Genomic DNA, 6399 nt, shown 5'->3' on the forward strand with positions numbered 1-6399 from the left:
GCTTGAGTAACTATTTTTCAGGCAGCTTTTAATATTTTGGTATTTTTGGTTGTCTTAATATAAATCACCGCAGGCTTGTGCTTGCGGTTTTTTCCTTTTGTGTGATTTATCCAAGTAAAAAGGCAAAACCATGAATCTGAAACAGCGTTTGCAAGACGACATGAAAACGGCAATGCGCGCCAAAGACAGCGATACTTTGTCCACTGTGCGCATGGCTTTGGCGGCAGTGAAACAAGTGGAAGTTGATGAGCGCATTGAAGTTGATGATGCGCGCGTGATTGCCATTATTACCAAGATGGTAAAACAGCGCAAAGAATCGGCGCGGATGTATGAAGAAGCACAACGTGCCGATTTGGCGGCGAAAGAACAAGCCGAAATTGTGCTGCTGCAAAATTATCTGCCGCAAATGATGAATGATGAAGCCATTGAAAATGCAGTTCGTGCTGCGGTTGCCGAAGTCGGTGCGGCGGGTGTGGGCGATATGGGTAAAGTGATGGCGGTGCTGAAAACCCGTCTGGCAGGTCAAGCGGATATGGGCGAAGTCAGCAAGAAAATCAAACAGGTATTGGCGGCGTAAATTCAGACAGGCTGCCTGAAAGATGTTTGATGCGGCAAAAAAGCATCAGCAAATTCATGTGCTTTTTTTATCACGTGTTTTTACAACGAAAATGGTATGATAATTGGTAGTGTGTCATTCAGCCATTTAAGTGAGTGCATCGTTGCCGTGCAAAGGCGAATTAACGGTGTTTTGCCTTTCCAAGCAGTACATTTAAAATGTATTCAACCAGCCGATAAACCATGATTCCCAACGAATTTATTGATGAATTGCTCAGCAAGACTGACATCGTTGATGTGATTGATGCGTTTGTGCCGCTGAAAAAAGGCGGGCAAAACTACATGGCTTGCTGTCCGTTTCATAAGGAAAAATCGCCGTCGTTTTCAGTCAGCCCGCACAAACAGTTTTACCATTGTTTTGGCTGCGGTGCGCATGGCTCTGCCATTGGTTTTATTATGGAATACCAAGGTTTGAGTTTTACCGATGCGGTACGGTTCTTGGCAGACCGGGTTGGTTTAACGCTGCCGCAAGCGGTGCGCCGACAAAACCCTGAGGCCGCACAAGCACGTAAAAAAGCGCAGCAAACCTTAGAAGAAACCACTGCTGCCGCTGCTGTGTTTTATCAGCAGCAATTGGCACAATCGGCACAAGCACAGCATTATTTGCAGCGGCGCGGTTTAAATGAAGAGATTATTGAGCAATATCAATTGGGTTACGCGCCGGACGATTGGCAGGCTTTGTCGCACCCGTTTCAGCCCTATCCCAGCCAAGCATTGATTGACAGCGGCTTGGTGCTGGAAAAAGACGGCAGACATTACGACCGTTTCCGCGGGCGCATTATGTTTCCGATTCGCAATCAGCGCGGACAAGTTTTGGGCTTTGGTGCACGGGTATTGGATAAGGGTGAACCCAAATACCTGAACTCGCCGGAAACGCCGCTGTTCGACAAGGGGCGAAATCTTTACGGTCTGTATGAAGCCCGTGCGACAATTAAAAGTGCGGAACGTGTGTTGGTGGTGGAAGGGTACATGGATGTGGCGGCACTGGCGCAGTTTGGTGTCGGCTACGCAGTTGCCTCGCTGGGAACATCGGTTACTGCCGATCACATTCAATTGCTGATGCGCCAGAGCGACAATGTTTATTTTTGTTTCGACGGTGATGCGGCGGGCAGAAAAGCGGCACGCCGCACCGTGGAAAATGTGCTGCCGCAGCTGAAAGACGATAAAAAGCTGTTTTTTCTGTTTCTGCCATCGCAGCACGACCCCGACAGTTTTATTCGTGAACACGGTAAAGCGGTGTTTGAAGACGCGCTTTTAAACCAAAGTTTGGCTTTGTCGGCTTATTTTTGGCAAACTTTGAGTGAAAACTTGGATTTAAACCGCCAAGAAGACAAAGCGGCTCTGATAAAAAGCAGTGCGACTTGGCTCGCGCAGATACAAGCACCTGCATTGTCGTTTTTACTGCGGCAGCAATTGAGCCAAATGGTGGGCGTGGACGATCATCAATTGGCGGGTTTGCTGGGTCAGGAAGTGCCGCAGAAAGCCGTGCGCGTTAAACGCTACAGGCTGCCTGAAACTTCTTTCAGACAGCCGAAAATGCACAGCTTGGCAGAAATACAATTGCGCGCCCTATTGATAAATCCGCAATGGGCCGTATATACGGACTTACCGGAATATTTAAATTTGAGCGGTGATTATGCTTGTCTTGCCGCTGTTGCCGAACGCATTCGTGCATCGATTACGCCCTTATCCAGCGGGGCAGTGTGGGAGTTAATGCGGCACACTGAATTTGCGCCGACGATTCAGCGTGTTTTGCAAAACAGTGCTGCCGACTTGGCGCGTTATGTTCAAGAAGATGCCGACGAAAACAAACAACGGGAACAAGAAGAAGCTGCCTGCGAAAATTTTAAGCAGGGTATGCAAAAAATACACGATCAGCTTAAAAACGAACAAATTCAGGCATTAACACAAAAGCATTGTCAGCTCGGGCTGAATGACGATGAAAAAAAATTACTGCTTCGCTTAATAAGCGCGTCCAAAAATACGATAAACCAATCATCAGAGTTATCTAAATGAACCAAATAACCAATCCCAACCTTTCTGAAACCGAAGACGAACACGATGATAGCCGTCCGCTCACGCCGGAAGAACAACGTGTTCGTTTGCGTCAGCTGATTATTTTCGGTAAAGAACGCGGCTATGTAACCTACGCCGAAATCAATGATGCGCTGCCCGATGATATGTCGGATACCGATCAAATTGATAATATCGTTTCCATGATTTCGGGCTTGGGTATTCAGGTAACCGAAGAAGCCCCTGATGCCGAATCTTTGCTCATGGGCGAGAATGCCGCCAACATGACCGATGAAGACGCGGTTGCCGAAGCGGAAGCCGCTTTACTCAGCGTGGACAATGAATTCGGACGCACCACTGACCCCGTGCGCATGTATATGCGTGAGATGGGACAGGTGGATTTACTCAGCCGAGAAGAAGAAATTGTTATTGCCAAAAAAATCGAAACCGCCCTGCGCAATATGATACAAGCCATTTCAGCATGTCCCGGCTCAGTGGCTGAAATTTTGGATTTGATTGAGCGCGTGAAAACCGATGAAATACGCGTGGACGAAGTGGTGGAAGCGGTCATTGATCCCAATGAAGAAATTGATGCGGAACTGAATAAACTGGGGTTGGGTTCGCTGGAAAGCCATGAAGAAGATGTCCACGCCGATGAAGACGTTCATGAAGATGATGCTGAAGAAAATGAAGAAGATGCTGCGCTGACCGCTCAAGCCAATTTGGAAGAATTGAAGCAAAAAGCCTTGGTTCATTTCGACAATGTTAAACAGCACTACGAGCAAATGGTTGCACTCCTGCGTGAAAAAAACAGCAGCGATAATGAATATCTGGTATTGCGCGATCAAATTGCTGAAAAATTATTGCTGGTGCGTTTTTCAGTTCGCCAAATAGAAAATTTATGCGGCAATTTGCGTGACCGAGTGGAAAGAATCCGCAAATTAGAGCGCGAAATTCGTGATATTGCGCTGAACCGCGTTCACATGGACCGCGATCATTTCATCAATACTTTTTTGGCAAATCCCACTGATTTAACTTGGGTGGAACGCGAATTGTCGCGTAACCGTGTGTGGAACGAAGCATTGTCGCGATTCCAACATGCCATTATCGAGAAGCAAACCGAACTGCGTCAATTGGAAGAAGAAGCGCAAATTTCGGTGGAAGAACTCAAAGACATCAATAAAAACATGGTGAAAAGCGAAAAAGAAACCGCTGCCGCCAAACAAGAAATGATTCAAGCCAACTTGCGCTTGGTGATTTCCATTGCCAAAAAATACACCAACCGAGGTTTGCAGTTTTTGGATTTGATTCAAGAAGGCAATATCGGTTTAATGAAAGCGGTAGATAAATTTGAATATCGGCGCGGCTTTAAATTTTCCACTTATGCCACGTGGTGGATACGCCAAGCGATTACCCGCTCCATTGCCGATCAGGCGCGTACCATTCGCATTCCGGTTCACATGATTGAAACCATCAATAAAATGAACCGTATTTTGCGCCAGTATTTGCAGGAAAACGGCGAAGAACCGGATTCTGCCAAATTGTCGGAATTGATGGAAATGCCGGAAGACAAAATCCGCAAAATCATGAAAATCGCCAAAGAACCGATTTCCATGGAAACCCCGATTGGTGATGACGATGATTCACATTTGGGCGATTTTATTGAAGATGCGAATAATGTTGCGCCCGCCGATGCCGCCATGTATGCCAGTTTGCGTGATGCCACCAATGATGTATTGGAGAGCCTTACTCCGCGCGAAGCCAAAGTGTTGCGTATGCGTTTCGGTATTGACATGAACACCGACCACACTTTGGAGGAAGTTGGCAAACAATTTGATGTAACCCGTGAGCGTATTCGTCAAATCGAAGCCAAAGCCCTGCGTAAATTGCGGCATCCTACGCGTTCCGATAAGCTGAAAAGTTTCTTGGATAGTGAAGACAAGCAATAATTTTTATTAAAAATCAATTTATTACGTTAAAACAAAATCCCCCTTTATTGGCTGTATAATCCAATAAAGGGGGATTTTATTGATGGTGTGAATTTGTAATGGCTGTGATAGTTTCAAACAATGGGTAATTAAACTTTGACCTAGCGCAAAGTTTGTATTCTTTGACGTGGATATAGTGGTTATACCTTTTTACATCAACCCGCTAGGGGATGCTTTAATCATGAAACAATATAATAAGACGCTGTTGAGTTTATCTATCAGTATGCTGGTGGGTTTGGGTTTGTCTGCTTGTTCCGGACAAGAACCCGCTGCTCAAAAACCGGCATCATCTGAGCAACCTGCTGCCAGCGCAGCAACACCTGCTGCCAGTGAAGCCGTTGGCGCATCTGCTGCAGTGGCTATTCCTGCAGGGGCAGACGGCGATTTGCTGAAAGCTGCCATCTCTATGTTTAAACCCTTGCCGACACAAGCTGAAATTGATGCCAAAAATCCGGTTACCGATGCGCAAATCGCTTTGGGTCATCAATTGTATTTTGATAACCGCTTGTCTAAAAACGGCAACCAAAGCTGTAACTCTTGCCACAACTTGGCACGCGGCGGTGTGGATAATTTATCGTTCAGCCCTGGCAGTGAATTTGAGTTAGGCGGTCGCAATGCGCCCACCGTATTGAATGCTGCTTTACAAACCAGCCAATTCTGGGATGGCCGCGCCAAAGACTTAAAAGAACAAGCCGGCGGTCCTTTGTTGAACCCGGCGGAAATGGGCTTGCCTGATGAAGCCGCTGCGGTAACTATCGTTAAATCCATTCCGGCTTATGTTGATCAGTTTGCATCAACATTCCCCGATAAAGAAGTCACTTTTAGCAACATCACCACCGCCATTGCTGCGTTTGAACAAACGCTGATTACGCCCTCTCCGTGGGACGACTATCTGAAAGGCAATGTGAATGCGCTGACCGAACAACAACGCGGCGGTTTGAAAAAATTCATGGATAATGGCTGTATCGCTTGCCATAATGGTGTGAATTTAGGTGGTAATTCTTTCCAAAAATTCGGTTTGGTTGATGGTCCGTATTGGAAATTTACCGGCAGTGCAGAGCAAGATGAAGGCCGCTTCCAAGTAACCAAAGCGGAAAATGATAAATTCATGTTCCGCGTGCCGGATTTGCGCAATATTGCCAATACCTATCCGTACTTCCATGACGGCAGTGTTTGGAGCTTGGAAAAAGCAATTGAAATCATGGGTCAAGCACAATTGGGTAAACAATTGCCGGAAGCCGATATTAAAGACATCGCTGCTTTCCTGCAAGCCACTTCAGGCAGCTTGTCTGAACAAGCCCGCTTGTTGCCGCAGTTGCCTGTGAGCGGTCCGGATACACCGAAACCGGCTTTGAGCAAAAACCTCAAATAAGTACTGATTTAAAGTGTTGCGTGTAAAAAAGGACGGGGAAACCCGTCCTTTTCGTATTTCTGAAGGGACATGACAACCAAACAAGGTAAAAACAAGACAACTAAATTTTCTCGGTTCTAAACCATTTAAGCAAGATTTTATAGATATTTTGCTCTCTATGGTTAAAACGAAACTCAGTTTCTTTAAGATGAATTTCAAATAAGTGCTTATGAATACCTTTAAACTTCGCCAAGCGGTGTTTAGCGAAGCCCCAAAAGCTTTCAATACCGTTTACATGATTGCCCTTACCGTCGGAAAATTCATCATTACCATGATTGACACGAAAATGCTTTTCAAAACCCACATCAACCAAACCATCGTAACCGCGCCAGCCATCTGTATGGAGAACGCTGTTAATATCAGCATGTCCTC

General features: G+C 46.1%; 5 protein-coding genes. 4 read left to right on the top strand and 1 reads right to left on the bottom strand.

Annotated features, from left to right (window positions below; translation table 11 throughout):
* Positions 1–130 precede the first annotated feature (130 nt).
* From Q384_RS05900 to Q384_RS05915, 4 genes are all read left to right on the top strand, one after another.
* Positions 131–577 carry a GatB/YqeY domain-containing protein gene (locus tag Q384_RS05900; RefSeq protein ID WP_037586548.1) on the top strand — a complete coding sequence of 149 codons (447 nt, stop codon included), beginning with the start codon at positions 131–133 and terminating at the stop codon, positions 575–577.
* 221 nt (positions 578–798) lie between these two features.
* A complete protein-coding gene (gene dnaG / locus Q384_RS05905) occupies positions 799–2631 on the top strand; it encodes a DNA primase (RefSeq protein ID WP_037586549.1) in 1833 nt (610 codons plus the stop codon).
* Positions 2628–4577: an RNA polymerase sigma factor RpoD gene (gene rpoD / locus Q384_RS05910; RefSeq protein ID WP_051940531.1), complete on the top strand. Its 1950-nt coding sequence runs from the start codon at positions 2628–2630 to the stop codon at positions 4575–4577. Before dnaG ends, rpoD begins: the two co-directional genes overlap by 4 nt.
* A 220-nt stretch (positions 4578–4797) precedes the next feature.
* Positions 4798–5988 (top strand): cytochrome-c peroxidase, encoded by a 1191-nt coding sequence (locus Q384_RS05915; protein ID WP_037586550.1) that lies wholly within the window; start codon positions 4798–4800, stop codon positions 5986–5988.
* A 100-nt stretch (positions 5989–6088) separates the two neighbouring features.
* Here Q384_RS05915 and Q384_RS05920 read toward each other — a convergent pair.
* Positions 6089–6399: IS1595 family transposase (locus Q384_RS05920; protein WP_037586551.1), on the bottom strand; the 311-nt coding region annotated here is incomplete at its 5' end.

The organism is Stenoxybacter acetivorans DSM 19021 (assembly GCF_000745895.1).
In the GTDB taxonomy this organism is placed as follows: Bacteria; Pseudomonadota; Gammaproteobacteria; order Burkholderiales; family Neisseriaceae; genus Stenoxybacter; species Stenoxybacter acetivorans.

Bases quoted from the DNA above. Each gene is read 5' to 3' on its own strand.
- Q384_RS05900 (WP_037586548.1), top strand. From the start codon at position 131: ATGAATCTGAAACAGCGTTTGCAAGACGACATGAAAACGGCAATGCGC.
- dnaG (WP_037586549.1), top strand. From the start codon at position 799: ATGATTCCCAACGAATTTATTGATGAATTGCTCAGCAAGACTGACATC.
- rpoD (WP_051940531.1), top strand. From the start codon at position 2,628: ATGAACCAAATAACCAATCCCAACCTTTCTGAAACCGAAGACGAACAC.
- Q384_RS05915 (WP_037586550.1), top strand. From the start codon at position 4,798: ATGAAACAATATAATAAGACGCTGTTGAGTTTATCTATCAGTATGCTG.